The organism is Streptomyces violens (assembly GCF_000717745.1).
Lineage (GTDB): Bacteria > Actinomycetota > Actinomycetes > Streptomycetales > Streptomycetaceae > Streptomyces > Streptomyces violens.
The window spans coordinates 517739-540195 of record NZ_JOBH01000002.1 but is presented as its reverse complement, the minus strand read 5'-3'; the positions used below and the strand labels follow the sequence as shown (position 1 = coordinate 540195).

Genomic DNA, 22457 nt, shown 5'->3' with positions numbered 1-22457 from the left:
TGGTGAAACGCCTCTTGCGGTGGTCAGGACGCCGCCGCGTCCTCCGGCGTGCCCTCCGCCTCGATGCGGCCGATCGCCTCCGCGGCGCGCTGCAGCGCGGGCAGCAGCGACAGCGCCTTGTCGGCGGTCAGCCGCATGACCGGCGCCTGGACCGCGACGCACATGTTGGAGCGCCCGCCGTCCACGGCCGGTACCAGTACCGCGACGCACACCAGACCAGGCAGGAACTCCTCGTCGTCCAGCGCGAAGCCATCCCGCCGGACGCGCTTGAACTCCTCTTCGAGGGCGTCGAGATCGGTGATGGTCTTCGGCGTGTACTGCTTGAGCGGGGCGTGTGCGAGGAGCTTGCGGCGCTGGGCCGGGCTCATCTGGGACATGATCATCTTGCCGCTGGCCGAGCAGTGCGTGGGGACGCGTGAGCCGGGCCGCAGATAGAAGCGGAGCGGCTCGGGGGTCTCCACGCGGTCCAGATACACCACCTCGTTGCCGGAGAGCGTGGTGATGTTGCAGCTCTCGCCCAGCTCCTCGACCAGGCGGCGCAGGACGGTGTGGCGCGCGCCGTGGTGGGTGGCGTTGAGGAGGAGGTTCTCGGCGAGCCGGCGCAGCCGGTGGCCGGTGCCGTAGTGCCGCCCGTCGCTCTGCCGGATCAGCAGACCCGCGCTCTCCAGCTGCTGGAGCATGCGGTGCAGCGTGGGCTTGGGCAGCCCGGTCTCCTCGACCAGGCCCTGCAGCGAGACCAACTGGTCCTTGGCTGCGATCAGTTCGAGCAGGGAGAAGAGGCGCATGGTCGGCGTGTCGCCGTTCACCGCGCCGGGATCGGGCTCGCGTGGCGGGACCACGGTACCTCCAGGGCTGTATGTGTACCAGTCTCAATCCGGTTCGGATTCCAGAAACAAGCTATCACCGTCTCGTTTTCCTGAACGATCCGTTGACGGCGGCGATCGGCACCCCTATGGTCCAGCCAGATCCTGATTTCAGGAACACCCCGTACCGATTTCAGAAACGAAGCCGGTGAGCTCGGCGTCTCGGAGGAGTGGAACCATGGGCGAGAAGAAGACGGCGGACGGCCGCCCGGTCGTGAGCGGGCAGCAGAAGATGACGCCCTCGGAGGCTTTCGTCGAGACCCTCGTGGCCAACGGGGTGACCGACATCTTCGGCATCATGGGCTCGGCGTTCATGGACGCCATGGACATCTTCGCGCCGGCCGGCATCCGCCTGGTCCCGGTGGTCCACGAGCAGGGCGCGGCCCACATGGCCGACGGATACGCCCGGGTCAGCGGCCGGCACGGCGTCGTCATCGGCCAGAACGGCCCCGGCATCAGCAACTGCGTCACCGCGATCGCCGCCGCGTACTGGGCGCACAGCCCGGTCGTGATGATCACCCCCGAGGCGGGGACCATGGGCACGGGCCTGGGCGGCTTCCAGGAGGCCAACCAGCTCCCGATGTTCCAGGAGTTCACCAAGTACCAGGCGCATGTGAACAACCCCAAGCGGATGGCCGAGTACACCGCGCGCGCCTTCGACCGGGCCCTCTCCGAGATCGGCCCGACCCAGCTGAACATCCCGCGCGACCACTTCTACGGCGAGATAGAGACCGAGATCCCCGACCCGCAGCGGCTGGACCGCGGCCCCGGCGGCGAGAAGAGCCTGGCCGAGGCCGCCGAGCTGCTCGCCACGGCCGAATTCCCGGTCATCATCTCCGGCGGCGGCGTGGTCATGGCCGACGGCGTGGAGGAGTGCAAGGCGCTCGCCGAACGCCTCGGGGCGCCGGTCGTCAACAGCTACCAGCACAACGACAGCTTCCCCGCGAGCCACCCGCAGTGGTGCGGCCCGCTCGGTTACCAGGGCTCCAAGGCCGCGATGAAGCTCATCTCGCAGGCGGACGTGGTGATCGCGCTCGGTACGCGGCTCGGCCCGTTCGGCACCCTCCCGCAGCACGGTATGGACTACTGGCCCAAGAACGCGAAGATCATCCAGATCGACGCGGACCACAAGATGCTCGGCCTGGTCAAGAAGATCACCGTCGGCATCTGCGGCGACGCGAAGGCCGCTGCCGCGGCGCTGACCGACCGGCTGGCGGACCGCACCCTCGCCTGCGACGCCACCCGCGAGGAGCGTGCCGCGCGCACCAAGGCGGAGAAGGACGCGTGGGAGCAGGAGCTCTCGGAGTGGACCCATGAGAAGGACCCCTACTCCCTCGACATGATCGCCGAGCAGGAGCAGGAGGACGGCAACTGGCTGCACCCCCGCCAGGTCCTGCGCGAGCTGGAGAAGGCCATGCCGCCGCGGGTGATGGTCTCCACCGACATCGGCAACATCAACTCCGTCGCCCACAGCTACCTGCGCTTCGAGGAGCCGCGCTCCTTCTTCGCGCCGATGTCCTTCGGCAACTGCGGGTACGCGCTGCCGACCATCATCGGCGCGAAGGCCGCGGCGATGGACCGCCCGGCGATCGCGTACGCGGGTGACGGTGCGTGGGGCATGAGCATGGTCGAGATCATGACCGCCGTACGCCATGACATCCCGGTCACAGCCGTGGTCTTCCACAACCGCCAGTGGGGCGCCGAGAAGAAGAACCAGGTCGACTTCTACAACCGCCGCTTCGTCGCGGGCGAGCTGGAGAGCGAGTCCTTCGCGGGCATCGCGCAGGCGATGGGCGCCGAGGGCATCGTCGTCGAGAAGCTGGAGGACGTCGGCCCGGCGCTGCAGCGGGCGGTGGACGCGCAGATGAACGAGGGCAGGACCACGGTCATCGAGATCATGTGCACGCGTGAGCTGGGGGACCCGTTCCGCCGCGACGCGCTGCAGAAGCCGGTGCGGTACCTGGAGAAGTACCAGGACTACGTGTAACCGGTGCCTGTACCCGTACCGGACCGCACTCCGGTACGGCCGGTCCGGTGGACGTCGTGCGGACGGCGTCCACCGGGTGCGGCTCCCGTCGCGGGTTGCCCTGTCCGGGCGGCGGGGCCGTGCGCCCCGGGGTTCTCCGGATTCGCCCGCCGGGGCGCCCCGCTTTCGCCGTCGGCGGGTGCGCCACCGTTGTGGCTGGTCGCGCAGTTCCCCGCGCCCCTGACGCCCCCCGCTGTGGGCAGTCGTTCCGCTGGGGCGGAACGGGTGGGCACAGCGGAACCCGCCACCGGCCGGCAGCCGGTCCACCCAGCCCCCAGCCACCGAGGAGCGCCGCCGTCATGCTCACCGCCCCGCCCCCGGCGGAAACCCTGATCACCACCTGGTCGGAACGACTCCGCACCGCCCCCCGAAAGCCCCGCATCGCGCTAGCAGAGGGCACCGACCCCCGCGCCCTGTGGGCCGCCGCTCACCTGGCCGAACAGGGCGCGGTCACCCCCGTCCTCACCGGCACCCCCACCCGCATCCGCGAACTCGCCGCCGATCTCGACCTCAAGCTCCCCGAGGATCCCGACGCCCTGGACGTCCTCGATCCCGCCCGGCTGGCCGCCGACCCCCGCTGCGCGGACGCGCTCGCCGAAGCGCTGGAGGCACGCCGCCGGCTCACCTCCCACGACCGGCGCGAGCTGGCCGCCGACCCCCTCTTCCTCACCGCCACCGCGCTCCGCCTCGGCGACGTCGACGGCTGTGTCGCGGGCAGCAACCGCCCCACCGCCGACGTTCTGCGCGCCGGCCTCTACGTCGTCGGCCTCGCCCCCGGTATCCGCACGCTCTCCAGCAGCTTCCTGATGGTGCTGCCCGACGGCCGCGCCCTCGGCTACGGCGACTGCGCCGTCGTCGTCGACCCCACCTCCGCGGAACTCGCCGACATCGCCCGCGCCACGGCCACCACGTACGAGCAACTCACCGACGACCGGCCGCGGTTGGCGCTGCTCTCCTTCAGTACGAAGGGCAGCGCGCAGCACCCCCAGGTCGACCGGGTCCGCGACGCGGTACGCCTCCTCCGGGCGGCCGATCCGGGCCTGGAGGTGGACGGCGACCTCCAGTACGACGCGGCCGCCGTACCCGCGATCGGCCGCGCCAAGGCCCCCGCCTCGCCCGTCGCGGGCCAGGCCAACACCTTCATCTTCCCGGGCCTGGCCGCCGGCAACATCGGGTACAAGATCGCCCAACGCCTCGGCGGCGCCACCGCCATCGGCCCCCTCCTCCAGGGCCTGGCGGCCCCCCTCCACGACCTCTCACGCGGCTGCTCGGGCCCGGACATCGCCGCCCTGGCCCTGGCCACAGCCGTGCAGTCGACCGCCGGCCGCCCCCTGCCGTCGGCACACGACTGACGACCCGTTGACGGGTAGTTGAAGGTTGATTCACAGTAGTCAGCGCATTGCCAAACCGAGCGGTTGGTAGGTGCCTGTGCGGTGCCCCTGCCTGATCCGTGAGCGAGGAAGGCGTGTTCCGATGACCGACATCACGACCATGGAAGAACTGCTCCGCGACGCCCCCACCAACTGGGGCAAGTGGGGGCCGGACGACGAGGTGGGCGCGCTGAACTACCTCGACGCGGCCGAGGTGCTGCGCGGCGCGGCGCAGATCCGTTCCGGGCAGGTCTTCACCCTGCAGCGGCTCATCGGCGACCCGAAGGGCGACCCCGTGTGGCCGGGTCGCTCGCCCGCCGAGCGCACCATGATCATGGACGAGTCGAACTGGGACGACGCCGACGCCCCCGCCGCGCCCGGCGGTCTGCACTACGCCGATGACAAGATCGACGCCTTTCTGCAGGGGTCCACGCAGTACGACGCGCTCGGCCACGTCTGGTACGGCGGGAAGATCTGGAACGGGTACGACGCCCGGACGACCATCGGCGGGCTGGACAAGGCCAGCGTCGAGCCGATCGCCGAACGCGGCGTGGCCGGCCACGGCATCCTCCTCGACATGGCGCGCTTCCGCGGCAAGAAGTGCCTGGAGGCGGGCGAGACCCTCACCCACGAGGACCTGGAGGCGTGCGCGGCGGCGCAGGGCACCGCCATCGAGCCGCACGACATCCTCCTCGTCCGGACCAACTTCCTCGCGCTCTTCCATGAGCAGGGCGACGCGTTCTACGAGGACTTTTGCGAGCCGGGGCTGACGTACAGCCCCGAGCTGGTGCGGTGGTTCCAGGAGAAGGAGATCCCCAACCTGGTCACGGACACCATCGCCAACGAGCGGACCATCGAGCCCGGGACCGGCTTCGCGTTGCCCCTGCACTGCGCCCTGATGCGCAACCTCGGCATCGCCCTCACCGAGATCTGCGACCTGGAGAAGCTCGCCGCGAGCTGCGCGGAGGACGGCCGGTACACCTTCCTCTACACCGCGGCGCCGCTGAAGGTGCACCGCGCCACCGGCGCCCCCGTCAACCCCGTGGTGATCAAGTGAGCGCCCACAGCGCCTGCAGCCCTTACACGGAGCGCCCGTGGCTGGCGCGGTACGCCGAGGGAACCCCGCCCGACATCACCCCCGAACACCCCACCCTCCTCCACGCCTTCCGGGCCTCGGTCGCCCGCAGCCCCGGCACCGAGGCGATCCGGTACTTCGACGGCGTCCTCACCCTCGCGGACCTCGACGCCGCCTCCGACGCGCTCGCCGTCGCCCTGGCCGAGCACGGCTTCGCGCCCGGCGACCGGCTCGCGCTGTACCTCCAGAACGACCCGGCCTTCGTCATCGGCCTGCTCGCCGCCTGGAAGGCCGGCGGCGCCGCGGTCGCCGTCAATCCGATGAACAAGGCGCGCGAGCTGCGGTATCTGCTCATCGACTCCGGCGCGAGCGCGCTGCTGTGCCTGGACGAGCTGTACGAGGAGGTGGCGAAAGGCGTCATCGGTAGCGGTGCCACGCAGGTCGCCACCGTTGTCACCTGTTCGCCGCTGGACTGGCAGACGCGCGACGATCCGCGGTTGTTCGACGGTACGCGCCGGGGGCGTCCGCGGGGGACGCTCGACCTCCGTGCGCTCGTCGATCGCTACGCGGGCCGCACCCCCGCCCCCGCATCACCCGCCCCCGCCGACATCGCCGTCCTCACCTACACCTCTGGCACCACCGGAGAGCCCAAGGGCGCCCTGAACACGCACGGCACGATGGTGTTCAACGCCTGTACGTACCGGGAGTGGATGCGGCTGGGCGAGGACGACAGCATTCTGGGCGTCGCGCCGCTGTTCCACATCACCGGGCTGATCGGGCATCTGGCGCTCGCCCTGCTGTTGCCCTGCCCGCTGGTCCTCGCGCACCGTTTCCACCCGGGCGTCGTCCTGGACGCGCTGCGCGAGCACCGGCCGACGTTCACGGTCGGCGCGATCACCGTCTTCATCAGCCTGGCCGGTGCCCCGGACGCCACCCGCGAGGACTTCTCCTCGCTCCGCGTCGTCTACTCCGGCGGTGCGCCCATCGCCCCGGCCGTCAACGAGCAGTTCGAGAAGGCGACGGGGCGGTACATCCACAACATCTACGGGCTGACGGAGACCAACTCGCCCTCGCATGCCGTTCCGCTCGGCGCGCAGGCGCCGGTCGATCCGGAGTCGGGCGCCCTGTCGGTGGGCGTGCCGGTCTTCAACACGGTCGTGCGGATCCTCGACGAGCGCGGGGAGGAAGTGCCGGTCGGGGAGACCGGGGAGATCGCCACGTCGGGGCCGCAGGTCGTGCCCGGGTACTGGAACAAGCCCGAGGCCACCGCCGCGGCGCTGCCCGGCGGCGAGCTGCGCACCGGTGATGTCGGCTTCATGGACGCCGACGGCTGGTTCTACCTCGTGGACCGCAAGAAGGACATGATCAACGCGGCCGGGTACAAGGTCTGGCCGCGCGAGGTGGAGGACGTGCTGTACGGCCATCCGGCGGTCCGCGAGGCGGCGGTGGTCGGCGTGCCGGACGCGTACCGGGGCGAGACGGTGAAGGCGTTCGTGTCCGTCAAACGGGGCGAATCCGTCACGGAGGAGGAGCTGATCGGGTACTGCAGGGAGCAGATGGCGGCCTACAAATACCCGCGTTCCATATCCTTCCTGGATGATCTGCCGAAAACGGCCACGGGCAAGATCCTGCGCCGGGAGCTGCGGGAAACGCCGACGTAACGCGAAACGTCGCGGAAACACCGGTGTTCGAAAGCGGAAATTGCGGCGGGTCACTCTCTTCCCTGGCCCGGCGTCGCCCCCTGTCATCCCCGCCGGGCGGGAAGGTTGACCCACATGCCTGCCGGAATCGACTCCGGGAACACCGCCTGGCTGCTGGCCGCCACGGCCCTGGTCCTGCTGATGACGCCGGGCCTGGCGCTGTTCTACGGCGGCATGGTGCGTTCCAAGAGCGTGCTCAACATGCTCATGATGAGCTTCGTCGCGATCGCCGTCGTCACCGTCGTCTGGCTCGCGATCGGATACAGCCTGGTCTTCGCCCCCGACGCCGGCCTCGGCCTGATCGGCGGCCTGGACCACCTCGGGATGCACGGCATCGGCCCGAAGAGCGTCACCGGAAACATCCCGACCGCCCTCTTCGCCGCCTTCCAGCTCACCTTCGCGATCCTCACCGTCTCGCTGATCAGCGGCGCCATCGCCGACCGCGCCCGCTTCGGCGCCTGGGTGGCGTTCGCCGCGCTCTGGACGCTCCTCGTCTACGTACCGGTCGCACACTGGGTGTTCGCGCCCGGCGGCTGGATCCTGGACAAGCTCGGCGCGCTGGACTTCGCGGGCGGCACCGTCGTCGAGGTCAACTGCGGCGCGTCCGGCCTGGCCCTCGCGCTCGTACTGGGTCCGCGGCTCGGCTTCGGCAAGGAAGCCATGCGGCCGCACAGCCTGCCGCTGGTGATCCTCGGTGCCGGGCTGCTGTGGTTCGGCTGGTTCGGCTTCAACGCCGGGTCGGCGGTCGCCGCCGACGGCAAGGCGGCCATGGCGCTGCTGAACACCCAGGCGGCGGCCTGCACCGGCCTGCTCGGCTGGCTGCTGGTGGAGAAGCGCCGCGACGCGCACGCCACGACGCTCGGCGCCGCCTCCGGCGCGGTCGCCGGGCTCGTCGCGATCACCCCGTCCTGCGGCTCGGTGGGCATCTGGGGCGCCCTCGCGATCGGCCTGGTCGCCGGCGTGGTCTGCTCGTACGCCGTCAACTGGAAGTTCCGCTTCGGCTACGACGACTCCCTGGACGTGGTGGGCGTCCACCTCGTCGCCGGCGTCATCGGCACCCTGCTCATCGGCTTCTTCGCGACCTCGGCCATGACGGACGGCCCGGCCGGCCTGTTCTCCGGCGGCGGCGCGGGCCAGCTCCTCAAGCAGCTCGTCGCCGTCCTCGCCACCGGCGCGTACGCCTTCCTCGTCAGCTACGCCCTGGGCAAGGCCATCGACAAGGTCATGGGCTTCCGCGCGGACCCCGAGCACGAACAGGCCGGCCTCGACCTCACCGTCCACGCCGAAACCGCCTACGACCACGGCGTACTCGGCCACGGCACGGTCGGCCGCCGCGACCCGGCCGGCCACCTCCCCGGCGCCACCACCGTCATGCACCGCGCGGACCGCGAGCCGGGGGACTGAGAGCCCGTGTCACTGCCCGGTTCCTGGTGACAGGAACCGCACCGCTCCGAAGACAACCGGGCAGATTCCGTCGTGTTGCGGTCAAGGCGCCGTTGAGCGTCCCGTTCGGGAGAGGGTGGGTCGGACCAGCCCTCCGCCCCCGGCCCGACCTGGGACGGGACGGCTGATCGCTGCACCGCTCGGTCGAGGGGAGCAGAGCATGACGGCTACTTGTGTGCCCGGGCGGCAACCTCTGCCTCCCCTGTTGCCGGCATCGGCGGGCGTCTGCCTGCTGATCGCCGTACTGGACGCGCTGATCGGCGTGCAGCTCGTCGCGCTGCTGGTCATCGGCCCGCTGCTGGCCTGCACGCGGCTCTCCGTGCGGCACACCGTGCTCGTCTGCTGCTGGGCGGTGCCGCTCGGCGTGGCGACCGGTCTGGCCGGCGGCACTCTTCTGACGGCCGCGTTCGTCCTCCGGTGGTGCGGGCTGCTGGCCGGCTGCGCCCTCACCGTGTACGTGGCGTGGCACCGGACCGCGTCGGAGCGGGCCCTGAAATCGCTGGTCCACAAGGCCGTACGGGCCGCCCGGGAGAGGGGCCTGCGCCCGGTCTCGCTGCACCTCGACGGCACGCACGTGTGCGCCGTCCGCTACCGCCGCCTCGCCCAGCAGGCCCGGAGGGGCGGCGGGCTGTGTGATGTCGCGCGGACCCCTTTCGGCGTGCGGATCATCGTCGGCGATGTCCAGGGGGACGGCCCGGACGCGATGCGGCTGACCGCGGCCGCGGGCGCCGGCTTCCGCGAACTGGCCCGCACGGCGGAGGACCTGCCCGGGCTCGCCGCCGCGCTCGACGCGCAGCTCGCGCCGCAGCTCGGCCCGGAGGGCTGCGTCACCGCGGTGCTCGCCGAGTTCGCGCCGGGCGAGGTACGGCTGGTCAACTGCGGCCATCCGGCCCCCCTGCACTCGGGGCACGGCGTCGCTCCCCTGGAACCCGCGGTGGCCACGCGCCCCCTGGGCCGGCAGCCGGAACCGCGGCAGTACCGCTGCCACCTCCGGACCGGCGAGCGGCTGCTGTTCTACACCGCCGGCCTGACCGAGGCCCGCGACCCGAAGGGCGCGCCCTTCCCCGTGCTCCGCGAGGCGACGGCCGCCCTGGGCGTGCCGTCCGCCGAGGAGGCCCTCGACTCCCTGTGCACCCGCCTGCTGCTGCACACCGGACAGCGGCCCGACCCCGGCCTGTCCCTGATGCTGTGTCAGCCCACCGCTACCGCCGGAGCGAACGGATCCGGGGCGGCCCCGCTGCGGCCCGGCCCGCTCCCGGGCGCCGGACAGCACGAGGTCAGGGACGGCTGGTTCCGTACCCTGATGAAGACGGCGCCGGACGCGACGGTGATCGTCGACGTGACCGGCGCCATCCAGCTGGTCAACGCCCAGGCCGAGATCCTCTTCGGATACCAGCGCACAGAGCTCCTCGGCCGGCCGGTGGAGAGCCTGGTACCGGAGCGCTTCCGCAGCCTGCACGTCCTGCACCGGCACGGCTACGCCGACAACCGGCAGGTCTGCCCGGTCGGGGCGGAGCTGGACCTGTACGGACTGCGCAGGGACGGCACCGAATTCCCCGTCGAGATCAGCATCGGCCCGATCGAGACGACCGACGGCACCCTGGTGGCCGTCGCCGTGCGGGACGTCACCGACCGCAAGTCGGCCGAGGAGCGGATCGTCGGACTCGCCGACCTGGTCGAGTCCTCGCACGACGCGATCCTCGCCAAGACCCTGGACGGCCGGATCACGTACTGGAACGCCGCGGCGCAGCGGCTGTACGGCTACACGCCCGAGGAGGCGATCGGCGCCCATGTGTCCATGCTCGCGCCGCCCGACCGCGCGGACGAGATCGACGAGCTGCTCGGGCGACTCCGCCGCGGCGAGAAGGTCGAGCACTTCGAGACCCTGCGGATCACCAGGGAGGGACGGCGGATCGATGTGGATCTCACCCTCTGGCCGACCCGTTCCCTCGACGGCAGGATCACCGGCGCCTGTGCCATCGCCCGCGACGTGACCGAGCACAATCGGGCCACGGCCGAGCTCACCGCCCTGTACGAGCAGCAGCGGCATGTCGCGCTGACCCTGCAGCGCAGCCTCATGGGGACCCCGCCCGAGGTGGCAGGCCTGCACACCGCCCACCGCTATCTGCCCGCCACCCAGGGCGCGGGCGTCGGCGGCGACTGGTTCGACCTGGTGCCGCTGGACGCCGGCCGGGTCGGCGTCCTGATCGGCGACGTCATGGGCCGCGGGCTGGAGGCGGCCGCCGTCATGGGGCAGCTGCGCGCGGCCGCGCACGCGTTGGCCAAGAGCGGGATGGAGCCGCGGCAGCTGATGCACACCATGGAGGCGGTCGTGGCCGACCTGCCGGACCAGTTCGTCACCTGCTGCTACCTGGAAATCGACCCGGAAGCGGGGCAGGCGGACATCTGCTCCGCAGGGCACCTCCCCGTCCTGCTGGCCACCCCGGACGCCGAGGTCAGCACCTTGCCGGTGCCGGTGAACATGCCGCTCGGCGTCGGGATGACCCGCCACGAGCAGGTCACCGTCCCCCTGCCGCCCGGCGCCACGCTGGCCGTGTACACCGATGGCCTGATCGAGACGCCCGGCTGTGACATCGAGGCCCGGATCGACGCCCTCGCGCGGACCCTGGCCGGCGCGTTCGCCACCGCGCCGGGCCTGGAGGAAGCGGCCGACGGCGTACTGGCCGGCCTGCTGCCGGACCCCGACGGCTGCGACGACGACGTCACCCTGCTCCTCGCCCGCATGCCGAGCGTCCCGCTGCGCACCGCCGGCCGCGAACTGGACGCCGCGCCCGCCGCGGTGTCCGCGGGCCGTGCGTTCCTCGCCGCTGCCCTGGACGCCTGGCAGCTGGCCGGCCTCACCGACGACGCTCAGCTGCTCACGTCCGAGCTGCTCACCAACGCCGTCCAGCACGGCACGGGCCCGGTCGGCCTGCGGCTGTGCCGCACCGAGTCGGGACTCACCGTCGAGGTGACCGACCGCAATCCGCATCTGCCGCACCCGCGGACCGCCGGGACCGGCGACGAGTCCGGCCGCGGCCTCACGCTCGTCGAGGCGCTCGCCGACTCCTGGGGCACCCGCCCCGCCGAGGACGGCAAGACCGTCTGGTTCACGTTGCGCGAGTAGCCCGGCGGTCGCACACAGAGGGGCGCGTCGGCACGGTCCGGGGGGCGGATGACCGCTCGTCCCGTTGCACAAGGGGGCTTACCGCAACGAGCGGACCGCGCCGCGGCGCGCCGTCGTGCTTCCGGGGCTCCCGGTGCTGTCCGTCCGCGAGCAACCCGGGTGCCGCGAGGGGCCGTCTAGCTCCGTGTCATACGACGTATGACACTTCACATCACAGGGGGATGCCGCATGGCATTACGTACATACGATGTGGTGGCGCTGAAAGTCCCGATTGTGTACGACACGTGGGGGGACCACGACCCGGACGGCATGGTCTACGCGCTCGCGGCGGACGAGGCCGAGCTGCGCAGGGTACGGGAGCAGTTCCCGGACCCGTTCCCGCACCCGATCGAGGAGCCCGAGCGGCTCCCGGAGCCGCACCCGCTCGTCCGGCCGCTCGTCCTGCGCGCCAACGTCGGCGACAAGGTCGTGGTGCGGTTCCGCAACGAACTGCCGCAGCGCGCCGGCATCCACGCGCAGGGCGTCGGCTACGACGTCCTCGACGCGGACGGCGGCAGGGTCGGCAGAAATCCCGACTCCGCCGCCGAACCGGACGGCGGCCGCCGCACCTACGTCTGGCGGTGCGACAACGAAGGCACGTTCTTCTTCGGCGACCTCGCCGACCTGCGCGGCTCCGAGCACGGCTCGAACGCGCACGGCCTGTTCGGCGCGCTGATCGTGGAGCCGCGCGGCGCGACCTGGACCGACCCGGTCACCGGCGGGCCGCTGGACTCCGGCCTGTACGCGGACGTGCACCTGCCCGGCGAGCCGAGCTTCCGCGAGTACGCGGTGTTCATGCACGACGAGACGCACAACCACAACCCCGTCCTGCCGCCGCACCCGCGGTACCACTGCGACCTGCCGCGCCCGCACACCCACTCCGTCGCCGCCGGCGGGGAGCGGCTGGCGCCCGACCTCTTCGGTGACGAAGACCCGGAGCACGGCGAGCACGGCGACGGGCACGCCGCGTCGATGATGCTGATGAGCTACCGCACCGAGCCGATGGGCTGGCGCGCGTTCGCCTACGAGCAGCTGCTCGCCAACGGGGAGATCGACCCGGTGCGCGACCAGATCGTCGGCGAGGAACAGCACCACAGCTCCTGGCTGTTCGGCGACCCGTCGACCCCGCTGCTGCGCGCCTACCGGGGCGACCGTTCGCGGATCCGGCTGGTGCACGCCGGAATCAAGGAGACGCACGTCTTCCATCTGCACCTGCACCAGTGGCGGGCGGTGCCCGGCAACGACGACTCGCCGCTGATCGACTCCATCTCCATCGGCCCGCAGCAGGCCTTCACCATCGAGACGGTCGCGGGCTCGGTCCAGCGCGCGACCGGCGACGCGATCTTCCACTGCCATCTGTATCCGCACTTCCACTCCGGGATGTGGGGGATCTGGCGGATCTTCGACAAGCTGCAGGACGGATCGGGGCGTTACCCCGACGGCACGCCGATCGTGGCCCTGCGGCCACTGCCCGGCAACCCCGAGCAGCCGCAGCCGCCGACCGCCGAGCGGCCGGGGTATCCCGCCTTCATCCCCGGTGAGTTCCCGCAGAAGTCGCCCCGCCCGCCGCGCACCCCGCACATGCCCGAGGGCATGGGCCGGGAGCCCACCGACCTGGAGCGCGCGGCGTTCGTCGACGACCCGCAGCCGGGCGAGGCGTTCACCAAGCTGACGCCCGCGGGCGTCACCCCGCCGGTCCGCCGCTACCACCTGGTGGTGCTGGAGGCACCGGTCACATACTTCGACGGCGGCAACGGCCACCACGGCGGGGACGCCGGGCACGGCAGCCGGTGGTACGACCCGCGCGGCCATCTCTTCGCACTCAAGGAGGAGATCGACGAGGCCGGCGGCGTCGAGGAGTTCCGGCGGCAGCTCGCCGAGGGCCACCGGCAGGTCCAGCCCATCGCCATCCGCGGGCGCAAGGGCGAGGTACTGGAGTTCACGCTGACCAACGCGCTGCCGGTCGGCTGCCAGGAGGAGACCGCCTTCGACCAGGTGCTGCCCTTCCAGCCCGAGTGCGGCCTGCACGTCCACCTGGTCAAGTTCGATCCGCTGGTGTCGGACGGCGCCAGCGTGGGCTGGAACTACCTCTCCGGTACGACCACCACCGACCAGGGCGCGGAGGACTTCGCCCGGTACAACTCCTGGATGTACCGCTGGTACTGCGACGAGGAGTTCGGCGTCGTCTTCTTCCACGACCACCTCCTCGCCAACGAGCGGCAGCGGCACGGCCTGTTCGGCAGCATGATCGCCGAGCCGGAGGGCGCCGTGTGGGTCGACCCGCACGACCACGACCGCGAGGTGCGCAACGGCAACCAGGCGGTGGTACGGCTCCCGGACGGCACGGCCTTCCGCGAACAGGTCCTCGGCGTCGCCGACTTCGTACCGCTCTTCGAGCGCAAGGACGGCCGCGACGACCCCATCAACCCACCGGAATTCCCCGGCCAGTTGGAGGACCACGGCGCGATGGCGGTCGGCTACCGCTGCGAACCGCTGCACGAGAGGGGGGACGAACCGGCCGACTGGTTCTCCAGCGACAAGCACGGCGACCCCGGTACGCCGCTGCTGCGCGGCTATCCCGGCGAACCGGTCCGGCTGCGGCTGTACCAGGGGTCTCACGAGGAGCAGCACGGCCTGATGGTGCACGGCATGCGCTGGCGGGCCTGGCGCGACGACCTGGCCTCGCCGCTGCGCGACCACCAGACGCTGGGCATCTCCGAGGCGTTCAGCTTCCATCTCGACGAGCACCGCGGCCCCGGCGACTACCTGTGGCGCTTCGCCGGCATCGACGACACCTGGATGGGGTGCTGGGGGCTCTTCCGGCTGCACGAGGAGGAACAGCCGGACCTGCCGCCGCTGCCCGGCCGCCGCACCGATGACCCGCTGCCGCCGTTCCGCGCCTCGCGGGCCCGGCGCTACCGGGTGCGCGCCAGGAGCAAGGAGCTCCGCTACAGCGACCAGCGCTCCGACCCGTACGGCGTGGAGTACCGCACCGACGGCCAGCCCGAGAACGAGCCGTTGGTCATCCGCTGCCGCGTCGGCGAATGGGTGGAGATCCGGCTCCGCAACGAGCTGGCGGTGCCGCTGACGCCCACCCCGTTCGACCCGCCGCTGCCCGCCAAGGACGACCCCGCGACCCGGGAGATCTCGGAGCGGGTGTCGCTGCACGCGGGCGGTCTGGTCCGCTACGACGTACGGACCGGCGACGGTGCGCACATCGGGCGCAACCCCGACGGCACGGTGGGCCCGGGCGACGAGATCGTGTACCGCTGGTACGCCGACACGCCCGGCGCCGTCCTCCTCCAGGACCGCGCCGACCTGCGCACCCACCGCCACCGCGGGCTGGTCGGCGCGCTGATCGTCGAGCCGGCCGAGGTCACGCCCGAGCGGTGGACCGGGGCGCGGACCCTGCTGCGCGGGCCGGACGGGCCACCGGTCCACGAGCTGGTCCTGATCGTCCAGGACGGCCTGCGGCACTACCACGACGGCGACCCCGACCAGCCGGTGCGCGACCTGCAGGACGACCCCGAGGACGCCGGTCAGAAGGGGATCAACTACCGCAGCGCCCACCTGGTGCCGTCCCGACCGTCCCTGGCCGACCCACGGCCGCCGACGCCGCTGCTGGAATGCCGGTCGGGCGACCGCGTCCGGCTGCACGTCGTGTTCGGCACGGACAAGCCGCGCAACCACAGCTTCGAGGTGCACGGCGCGACCTGGCCGATGGAGGAACACCTGCGGCAGCCACGGGTCGGCTCCCTCGGCGCGCTGAGCCCCGGCAGCGTCCGGACCCTGGACCTGACAGCCGGCGGCCCCGGCGACTACGCGTACCGCAGCGGAGCGCTGCGCTGGACCCTGTCGGAGGGGGTGTGGGGCCTCATCCGCGTCCGCGACTGATCCGGTCCGCGCGGCCTGCTCGGCCGTCACAGCCCGGAAACGCCTCAGGGGCCATCCGAAGATGGCCCCTGAGCTGCACGACCCTCGGCCGGCCCGTTCTCTGCCGAGAACTCCCATGGACGACCGAAGCGCCATCGGTGGCGTGCCGAGGTGACCACGCCCACTGTCGACAGCCGCCCGGATCACCGGTCGATACAGGTCGCGTGCTAATCTGCCCGATCGCCGAGTCGGCGTACTGGGTCGAGACCGGGACCGCGGAGGACCCGGGCCCGCGTTACCCAAGAGGATCACGTACTGCGGACAGAAGAGGTGTGCACGCCATGACGACGGCGGAATTCGACCCCATCGATAAGCCGACGTCGCTGGAACGACACCTCGCGGACCACCTCGATCCGCGTCTTCGCTGCCTGGAGATCTGCGCGGGCGCGGGTGGCCTCGCCCTCGGTCTCGAACGCGCAGGATTCGACCCCGTGCTGCTGCTGGACAACCGGCCGGTGGCATGCGAGACGCTGCGCGCGAACCGGCCAGCTTGGGACGTGCGCGAGATCGATCTCGTCGATTTCGACCCTGCGGAGGAGCCGAAGGCATACGACGTCGACCTCCTCGCCGGAGGGCTTCCCCGGGTCAAGGGCACAGCGGCCGTCAATCGCACGAGGAGCAACGACGTCGAGCTGGGTCTGTTCAGGGCCGCCATCGAGTTGATCTACGGGGTGCAGCCGCGCGCCGTCCTCTTCGAGAACGTACCGGACGTGGTGACCAAGGACGCGTACGCGCCCCTGCGTGACTTCGTCGCCGAGGAACTGGGCCACCTCGGCTACAAGCACGAATGGTTCGTCTGCAACGCAGCCGATCACGGCGTTCCGCAGGATCGCGCCGAGGGGGTCCTCATAGCGTTCAAGGGTGACGGCCTCGACCGCTTCCGCTCCCCGGAGCGGCTGCTCGATCCGCCGATCACCGTCGGTATGGCGCTCGGGGAATCCATGGCCGCCGGCGGGTGGCACCGTGCGGTCGAATGGGCCGCCCAGGCCGACCGTCTCGCCCCGACGATCGTCGGGGGATCGTGGGACAGGGGCGGTGCCGACCTCGGCATGACGGGGTCCAAGCGCGCGTGGGCACGCATGGGGGTGGACGGTGGCACGATCGCGGACGCTGTGCCGGGCCCGGACTTCCACTGGGATCCCGAACTGGGGCGCGAGGGCATGATGCCGCTCACCGTCGATCAGGTCGCCGTCCTGCAGGGCTTCCCCGACGACTGGAAGATCATGGGGCGTAAGACCGCCCGCTACCGGCAGGTGGGCAACGCGACGCCACCTCCGCTGGCCGAGGCCCTGGGGCTCTCGATCCGGGCGGCGCTCCTTGCCGAGTGAAGGGCGTGTCTCCGCTCCCGGCCAGGTCCCTATAAACTCCCTCACCATGACCGCCGCTCAGTCCCACCACTTCTCGTCTGCACGTTTCCGCATCGTGGATTTGTTCGCGGGGCCTGGGGGACTGGATCTGGCCGCCGAGATCCTCGACACCGAGGAGATGCCCGTCAAGACGATCGGCATCGAGTGGGACGACGATGCGTGCGAAACACGGAAGGCAGCCAACCTGCTCACCGTGCACGGTGATGTCCGTGATTACGACCCCGACAGCGAGGGCCCCGACGGCGAGCCGGTCCGCGATGCGAATGTACTGGCGGGCGGTCCGCCGTGTCAGACCTTCACCGTGGCCGGCTCGGGCGCGGGACGCAGGGCACTCGACCTGGTCCTGTCGCTCGTGGACGAGCTCGCGAACGCGAAGGACGTCAGCGCCCTCGAGCTCGTGATGAAGGAAGCCGAGAGCTTCGACGACGAGCGGACCGCCCTGGTCCTCCAGCCGTTGAAGTGGGCGCTGCAGGCCAATTTCCTTGGTCGCCCGTACGAGGCCATCGTCCTCGAGCAGGTGCCCGCTGTACTTCCCGTATGGGAGGCCATGGGGAAGGTCCTGGAGCGGATCGGCTACAAGTTCCCGCTGCTCGAGGGCGTCGACTCGGACGTGACTCCTCAGTTGCCCCTGGCCGGGACGGCCCGATCGTCCCGGCGGGCAGAGCCGTCGCCGCGCGCGTTCGTGTTGCACACTGAGGAGTACGGGGTGCCGCAGACCCGCCGACGTGCCGTGCTCCTGGCTCGCCGCGACGAACATCCGCGTTTTCCCGCGCCGACCCACCACCGGTACCGCAAGGGTGTGACGCCCCCCAAGGACGGGGGGCTCGATCCGTGGGTATCGATGGGGCAGGCGCTGGGCCGCGAGGACGAGTTCGTAGTCGTGTCGAACTATGGAACCGGCGGGGATCCGAAGGCACGTGGTCGTCGGGAATCGACGACACCTTCCGCCACGGTTACCGGCAAGATCTCCCGGAACCGGCTGGAGGTCAACGGTAAGGACATCGGTCCCTTCACCAACCCGGAAGCGGGGCAACTCCAGTCGTTCCCGCGGAACTACCCGTGGTCCGGCAGAGCGGTCGCCCAGCAGATCGGGAACGCGGTCCCACCGCGGCTGGGCGTGCACATCCTCAGTGCCGCCCTCGGGCTCCCCGAGCCCACAGAGGATGTGTGGACACGCCTGGAGGGATGGCAGCGTCCGCAACCCACCGCATCGGCCTAGCCGGCTGTCCCACGCTGCCTCCTGGGCGCCTCCGCCAGCAGTTTCTCGAACAGCGTGACGAGACCGTCCACGGAACGCGCGCTGACGCTCCCGTCGTCGGGTCCGTCCGGCAGTCGCTCCCACGGCACGGCCGGGGCGTCCTGCGCCGCGGCCATCCAGTCGAGGAGGGCTTCCCCGTCACCGCCGGGATCGGGCGCCAGTACGTCGTAAACGAGCGTGCTGCCGGCGGTGTTGACCGCGGAGGACAGAGCGTTGACGTGGTCGCCGGGGCGCGAAGTGCCGGAGGCGATCAGGCGGTCCAGGATCCGTACGATCGCCAGGGCCGTCGGGCGATGGTCGATGACGTCCAGCCGCAGGGTGGTGTTCAGGACGTCCTGTACCCGGCAGGCGATCTCCACCGGACGGTAGTCGGCTCCGTCCCGGAAGAGTTCCGCCGCCCACCACAGCCGGGAGAATGTCTGGGTGTAGTGCGCGCCGCAGAAGCGTGATGTGGCGGTGGTCTCTGTGCCCTTGTGGCGCCAGACAACGTAGTCCGGGGCGACAAGCAGGGCGAGGTAGTTCCACAGGCGGCTGTCGGCGGCCTCTGCTCTCGTCAGACGGAGCGTGGCGTGCAGCCGGGGGGCGAGCCAACCGTCGGCGGATGTGCGTTGATCGGCGAAGCGCCGTATCGCCTCGTCGAGCAGCTGCCGCACGGGCGCGGTGTGCCGGCGTGCCTCGGATGCGGAGAACGGGGTCGAGGCCTTGCGCAGGGCGACCTGCGGGGGTGCTTCCTGACCGGACAGGATGGCGCGGCTGAGGTACTTGGCCACCGCCGCGTCGGGCAACGACCCGAGAACGGTGGGTACGTCGTAGGGGATTGCCCGGCGCATCAGCTCACGCTCTTTTCTGCGCGGTCGACGGTACGTACCGCGCTGGTCAGCTTCTTGGAGATGCGACTGCGCCTTCCGGCCGCGTACTGGATCGCGGTCTGCAACTGGGACCAGCCGAATCCTTGGGTACGACGCTCATTGATGTCGTAGAGCGCGTCGGTGAGTTGGCGGCCGGGCAGAACGTCGGGGAGCATCATGCGCACGACCGCTTCACGCCATCCCGTCGGCATGACGGGGGTACCGTCCTCGTCGACGTCGAGGTCGCTGATGGCGGTGTGGAACATGGCGGTCCAGGTGTCCTGCGCGATCTGGCCGGCTGTCATGTCGCGCAGCACTCGCTCCGCCGCGCTGCCGCCCTTCACGCAGAGCACCTCCATAAGCCCTTCCACAGCTGTGGTGTTGAGGTAGACAGTGGGGGTGTCGGCGCTCGTCTCGACAATCCAGGGAGACTCCTGGAAGGGGCGCAGCCAGTCGTGCGGGCCGTCGCGGAAGTCGACCTCGACGATCTCGATCTCGCGACGACGTGCGGGAGTGGACTCGCGCAGGTCGACGTACCAGACCTGTTCCGGGGAGCCGATGAGGCGCCCCGCAATGCCGTCGACCGTGCCGACCACGTTCACGGTGACCGTGGCGCGGCGCAGGTGGTGGTGCTTGAACAGGTCGATGGCGCCGTGCCAGTCGCCGTCGGGCGTCCGGGTCAGCTTGGTGGTCGTGCGAGCGTTGGTGGCCTTCTCCGTGAGGACGGCCACGCACGTGATGTCCGTCCAGGGCCCCTCGGCGAGTTCCGGCTCGGGCAGCCGGGCCTTGAGGCGCAGCGTGGCCCGGTCCCAGTGCTCACGCCCTGCTCGGTGCAGGGCCACCGTCCGCTCGGTCGTCGACACCTGTGCGTACGGGAGCGGGGCGCCGTCCACGGTGACGGATGCGACCTCGAAATCGATGTCACCGAATACGGTCGGGTACGGGAACACTGATTTCACGCGGCACCTCCGCGCGCCTTGAGGACGTCGACGGCGAGTCGGGCGAAACCGCCCTGTACGGGGTGGGTGGCAGGGTCCGTGACACCGGTGAACACGGCAGTGCGCACGCCTGGTTCGACGACGATGTCGTTGCCCTCGGCGCGGCAGCTCTCCGAGCCGACGAGCAGCGACCAGTCGACGGTCGGCCTGCCTCCGGAACGTACGTCGAACTTGGCGACAGGAGTGAGCAACCAGGGGTCCTCGGCGTCGGGCAACCTGAGCGTGACGGTGACGTTCCAGGCTCCGGTGGCCTCAAGATGGGCGCTCACATTGCGCACCGTGGGGAACGACTGAGTGCGTCGCCCGCCGCCCGGGGTGCCTCCCCCGTCGAGGACGAGCAGTTCACGCAGGGCGGGCGGGCCCCCGGTCCGGGTGACCTCACGGCGGACGGCGAGTGACCGCACCGCCTGGTCGATGCTCTGCCGGAACTCCTTGATGCGACTGAGCGCGCCGCGCTCATACGTCGTGGTGAGTTCCTCGGTCCGGTCCCAGCGATCGTGCTCGGGCGGTTCGGAGGCCCGCAGGAACGCCTCCGCAAGATCGACGTCCTCTCCCTTGCGGCCCGTCGCATAGCCGGCGAGGAGCACCGCCTGGAACGGCATGGTTCCGAGCGGTAGGTCGCGGGGCCGCTGCTCAGTGATCGTCATGCGGTTGCCGCGCATGCACACGACCCGATTGAAGTGCTCGTCCGTGTCGTCGGCCGGGGTGAGCAGCAGAACGGCGGGGTGTTCCCTGCCTTTGTCACGGGCGCGTCCCTTGCCCTTGAGGTGGGTGACGATCAGCGGGACCTCGGCGCGGGCGACCTGGTCGCCGGCCGTGAGCTCGGAGACGGTTCCACCGTCGAGGTACGCCTGGAGGGCGCGGCTGAGGGCCGGGTGATGCGCATGGGGGTCCACGCGCTCCTCCGGGATGACCACCTGTCCGTTGCGCAGGGTGGTGACACGGGCCTCCATGAGTGCTCCTGCATCGCGTCCACCGATCATCGCGGCCCAGAAACCGTCGGCGAGCGACCGTACGAGCTTGTCGTGCATCTCCTGCAGCGTCTCGGCGTCACCGGAGGCGTCGTACGCGCCCACGACGAGGAACGATGTACCGGGCTCGTCACCCGTGCGCTCCAGGTGAAGATTGCGGACGGTCTGTTCGTCGGCCCACCAGGAGCGGGCGACATCTTTGCGCTCGGGATCAGTGTCGGGTTCGCCGAACCACGCCGGCCCCGCGTACTCCTCGCCGTCGAGAGTGTGCCACGGAAGGTCCAGACGTCCCACGACACGTCGCTGTGTGCGGCCCTCGTGCGGTTCGGAGAGCGTCGAGTTGATGAGCACGAGACCGAAGCGGCTGGTGGCCCACAGAGTGGCCTTGCCGAGGCCGTACGAACCTCCGGCACGGCCTCCCGACGCCTTGTGGGAGTCGAGCGTGCGGCGTACGACGGCGGCGAACCGCCCGTCGCTGTACTCCGGCCCCGTGAGACCGGCCGCGTTGTAGTCGTCGATTCGCAGGAGCAACAGGGATCGGTCGGCGGCGAGTTCGTCGAGCGCGGAGCGCAGGCTCCGGGATGCCTTCTGGCGGCCTGAGGCGGCTTCCTCGTAGTGTCGGCCGAGCTCACCCCAGTGCACTGCCTTGAGGAAGGCGTCGAGATGCTCGCCGCTGAGCTCGTGGAGCATGTAGTGCACGCGCACCGGCTCGCTCGTGTCGTCGAGGCGCTCGTCGAGCGAGTTCTGTGTGGCCTCGCGGGCCAGCACGGACAGGTCGGCATCGAAGGCGAAGGCGGCGACGTTGCCGTATTCGCGGCCGCCGTCGACATGCGCCGGGCGGTGCTGCCACCGGAGTGGGAGGTCGGTAGGGACATCCGCCGTCCTCGTCACGAGTGAGGCGAGGTCGGTGCCGAGGATTTCGGCGATCTTCAGCTTGGCGTCCTCGCGCGGCTCGGCCCGGCCGGTGATCCAGGCGGAGACAGCGGCCCGCGTCTTGCCGAGTTCGGTCGCGAGCTGCGCCTGCGTCATGCCGGCGCGGCGAAGCTGGCGCCCGAGCCACGGCCCGAAGGGTTCTCCTTGCTGGCCTGTCATTGGGGTGGGTCGCCCTCCGTCGCTCTTGTCGCCCCCCGATTGCGGGCACTTCGAGGCCGACACTACCAGGCGTTTTTGACGCGCTTCACAACGTCAAAGATTTTTGTACATCACGGATGCCGGTGCCGCTACAACACGGACCACTGACACTGCCTTGTGCTTCAGGAGATTGATCGATGGAGTCGGAACGCGAGACCTGACTGCCCCTCAATTCCCATGGACAACAGACGTATACGAGGTATAACGTACCGGCTCACCGACTGGAGGCGACCGCTCCTGCTCGGCCCGGGGAGGGCGCCGGACGGCCACCCCGTTGTCACGCCATCACACGGCAGGGGGCCTCGTTC

The 22457-nt window shown here is 70.8% G+C and carries 13 protein-coding genes; 9 read left to right on the top strand and 4 right to left on the bottom strand.

What is annotated here, in order from left to right:
- Window positions 1-23 precede the first annotated feature (23 nt).
- Complete coding sequence (locus tag IF04_RS0105715) at window positions 24-839, bottom strand: IclR family transcriptional regulator (protein ID WP_030251842.1); 816 nt, start codon at window positions 837-839, stop codon at window positions 24-26.
- 202 nt (window positions 840-1041) lie between these two features.
- On the opposite strand from IF04_RS0105715, the gene xsc reads away from it, so the two are divergent.
- From xsc to IF04_RS0105665, 9 genes are all read left to right on the top strand, one after another.
- Complete coding sequence (gene xsc / locus IF04_RS0105710; RefSeq protein ID WP_030251839.1) at window positions 1042-2850, top strand: sulfoacetaldehyde acetyltransferase; 1809 nt, start codon at window positions 1042-1044, stop codon at window positions 2848-2850.
- 338 nt (window positions 2851-3188) lie between these two features.
- Window positions 3189-4241 carry a phosphotransacetylase gene (locus tag IF04_RS0105705; protein WP_030251837.1) on the top strand — a complete coding sequence of 351 codons (1053 nt, stop codon included), beginning with the start codon at window positions 3189-3191 and terminating at the stop codon, window positions 4239-4241.
- Window positions 4242-4362: 121 nt separating this feature from the next.
- Window positions 4363-5316 (top strand): cyclase family protein, encoded by a 954-nt coding sequence (locus IF04_RS0105700; protein ID WP_030251835.1) that lies wholly within the window; start codon window positions 4363-4365, stop codon window positions 5314-5316.
- The gene (locus tag IF04_RS0105695; RefSeq protein ID WP_051830722.1) at window positions 5313-6995 is read left to right on the top strand and encodes a class I adenylate-forming enzyme family protein; all 1683 of its coding nucleotides are present in this window, start codon (window positions 5313-5315) and stop codon (window positions 6993-6995) included. The genes IF04_RS0105700 and IF04_RS0105695 overlap by 4 nt, the downstream gene beginning before the upstream one ends.
- A gap of 114 nt (window positions 6996-7109) precedes the next feature.
- Entirely contained in the window at window positions 7110-8438 is a 1329-nt protein-coding gene (locus IF04_RS0105690; protein WP_078599875.1) for an ammonium transporter, read from the top strand.
- Window positions 8439-8682: 244 nt separating this feature from the next.
- On the top strand, window positions 8683-11604 hold the full coding sequence (locus IF04_RS37125) for a SpoIIE family protein phosphatase (RefSeq protein ID WP_169746112.1): 2922 nt from the start codon (window positions 8683-8685) through the stop codon (window positions 11602-11604).
- Window positions 11605-11832: 228 nt separating this feature from the next.
- Window positions 11833-15537, top strand: a complete 3705-nt coding sequence (locus IF04_RS0105675; protein WP_030251825.1) for a multicopper oxidase domain-containing protein — start codon at window positions 11833-11835, stop codon at window positions 15535-15537.
- A 320-nt stretch (window positions 15538-15857) separates the two neighbouring features.
- On the top strand, window positions 15858-16904 hold the full coding sequence (locus IF04_RS0105670) for a DNA cytosine methyltransferase (RefSeq protein WP_078599873.1): 1047 nt from the start codon (window positions 15858-15860) through the stop codon (window positions 16902-16904).
- 46 nt (window positions 16905-16950) lie between these two features.
- On the top strand, window positions 16951-18162 hold the full coding sequence (locus IF04_RS0105665) for a DNA cytosine methyltransferase (RefSeq protein WP_051830719.1): 1212 nt from the start codon (window positions 16951-16953) through the stop codon (window positions 18160-18162).
- On the opposite strand, the gene IF04_RS0105660 is transcribed toward IF04_RS0105665, so the two are convergent.
- From IF04_RS0105660 to IF04_RS0105650, 3 genes are read right to left on the bottom strand one after another with little or no spacing between them, the layout of a single operon-like run.
- On the bottom strand, window positions 18159-19031 hold the full coding sequence (locus IF04_RS0105660) for a DUF6339 family protein (RefSeq protein WP_030251816.1): 873 nt from the start codon (window positions 19029-19031) through the stop codon (window positions 18159-18161). The genes IF04_RS0105665 and IF04_RS0105660 overlap by 4 nt on opposite strands.
- Window positions 19031-20008, bottom strand: coding sequence for a hypothetical protein (locus IF04_RS0105655; RefSeq protein WP_030251812.1), 978 nt, complete (start codon window positions 20006-20008; stop codon window positions 19031-19033). The genes IF04_RS0105660 and IF04_RS0105655 overlap by 1 nt, the downstream gene beginning before the upstream one ends.
- Window positions 20005-22110 (bottom strand): helix-turn-helix transcriptional regulator, encoded by a 2106-nt coding sequence (locus IF04_RS0105650; protein ID WP_030251808.1) that lies wholly within the window; start codon window positions 22108-22110, stop codon window positions 20005-20007. The genes IF04_RS0105655 and IF04_RS0105650 overlap by 4 nt, the downstream gene beginning before the upstream one ends.
- Window positions 22111-22457: the final 347 nt, after the last annotated feature.